A 1,815-nucleotide genomic window follows, 5' to 3' on the forward strand; every position below is an offset into this window, starting at 1 on the left:
AATGTAAAGGTTTCTTTATTATCAATCAAAAGCATACCTACAGTTAATTCTATTTTAGAATTACTACCTACTAGCCTATTTCCCCAATACCCCCAAAATCTAGCACTTAATTCTGTTGAATATGTTTCCTTCTCATTTGAAGGCTGGTCATCCATCAATTCATCGGGCATTTGCTCCTTTTGGGTTAACCGAACAAATTTTTCATCCAGCTCGATTTCATCCTGCGTCCAATTTTTACGTTTAACCTTGCTTGGCTGACCAAACACCTGCTCAATTGCCGCCACAATCTTCATTGTGACTGTTTCCAATTGTTTCAGATGTTCTTCTTTTTGCTTGATGGTAAAGATAGAATTCATTTTACCGAGCTTTTCATACAAATCCGAACTCAGGTCATCAAAGCCGTTTTCTAACAAATCCAACTTGAAGCCGCTTAAAGTTGCATTGATTTGCTTGTTTTCTTTGATGGTACGCAAAATAGCACGTTGATATTTTTCATCTACGGCAAACAATCTTCGCATAAGCAAGGTTTGCTTTTCAGACGGCTGATCCAGGCTGGCAAGAAAGGCATGCAGCGACTGTTTGTGATACAAATACTCTTCTTTCATAATAGAACTGTATGCAGAAATACCGGCAATTTCGATATCGTAATCGTCCAAAGTATCGGCAATTTCTGCCATAATTTCTTCAAGCTGGTCATATGGGCGCAAATCTGCTTTATTTAGAACGATATAGAGCGGTTTCTGGCTGTATTGTCCTGCATGATCTAAAAAGTCCAAATCGCTTTTTGAAATCGTACCGTTGGAATCCAAACCAATCAGCCACAGCAAAGCCTCGGAATTTTGGACAAACTCTTGCGCCGTTTTTACATCTTCCGCGGTATGTCCGTCTGCCACATCAGACGGGTTGTATCCCGGCGTATCGATAAAGCACAAATGCTCAAACTTCATCGGCGTCGTCATAAACACAAAAGGCATGATGGTTTTAAGGTTGAAACCAAATGACCGGATAAAATTATGAGACAATTTTTGTTGAAAATCAGGATCAATCTTCAGCAAATCAATCACACCACCGTTCTGACTGCAACCGATCACGCCGTTTTCCTGACCGTTTAAGGCATAAGTCGGAATGGCAGTAGTCGGTTCGATGCCGATAGGCAGTCGGATATTGGGATCCTCAAACAAACTGCTGATAAATTCGGATTTACCGGCGCTAAAACCTCCGGCAATGGCAATCGAGCGTTTTTTGTAAAATTCCGGGTAAGCGCCAATGACTTTTAATTCATCACCAATTGCCTGCAATTCTAAAAATGCCGCCGCTTCATCTTTCAAGGAATCTTCCTGATTGGCAAATTCTAAAAACTCTCCTCCCAAAAGCTGAAAATACTGTCGTACACCGGGATTCAGATTATTGGCCGATAAAAGGTCTGCAATCAAAGTCTGACGCAATTCGCTTTCCGACAAATTTTTCTGTAATTGCTCTAATTTTTTTTGTGCCTGCTCAAGCTGTTTTTTCAATTCAGGCAGCTCTTGCTCTGCCTGATTCAATTGTTCTTGCATGATGTCTATGCTCTTAAGTTGCTGTTTGATTTGTTCAAGAATTTCCAAGGCTTGTTGTTTCTTACCAAACATCAAGCCCAAAGGAATGCTCGGACTAATCCATTCTTTCAATTGATCTACTGAATGATGAGACATATTTATTCCTTGCAGGCCGTCTGAATTTTTCAGACGGCCTTATTGATTTTGATTAAGCGGCGGACTGCATCAAACCTGCCAATTCTTTTTGAATACCTCGATAATTAAATAAGCTCGCTTCTTT

The 1,815-nt window shown here is 40.3% G+C and carries 1 protein-coding gene; it reads right to left on the reverse strand.

Annotated elements, in window-relative coordinates:
• Positions 1-1,514 (reverse strand): dynamin family protein (locus ACTHS3_RS12240; protein ID WP_440368061.1); only part of this gene is annotated, 1,514 nt, incomplete at its 3' end.
• Between the last annotated feature and the right edge of the window lie 301 nt (positions 1,515-1,815).

It is taken from the genome of Neisseria sp. P0009.S007 (genome assembly GCF_051962515.1).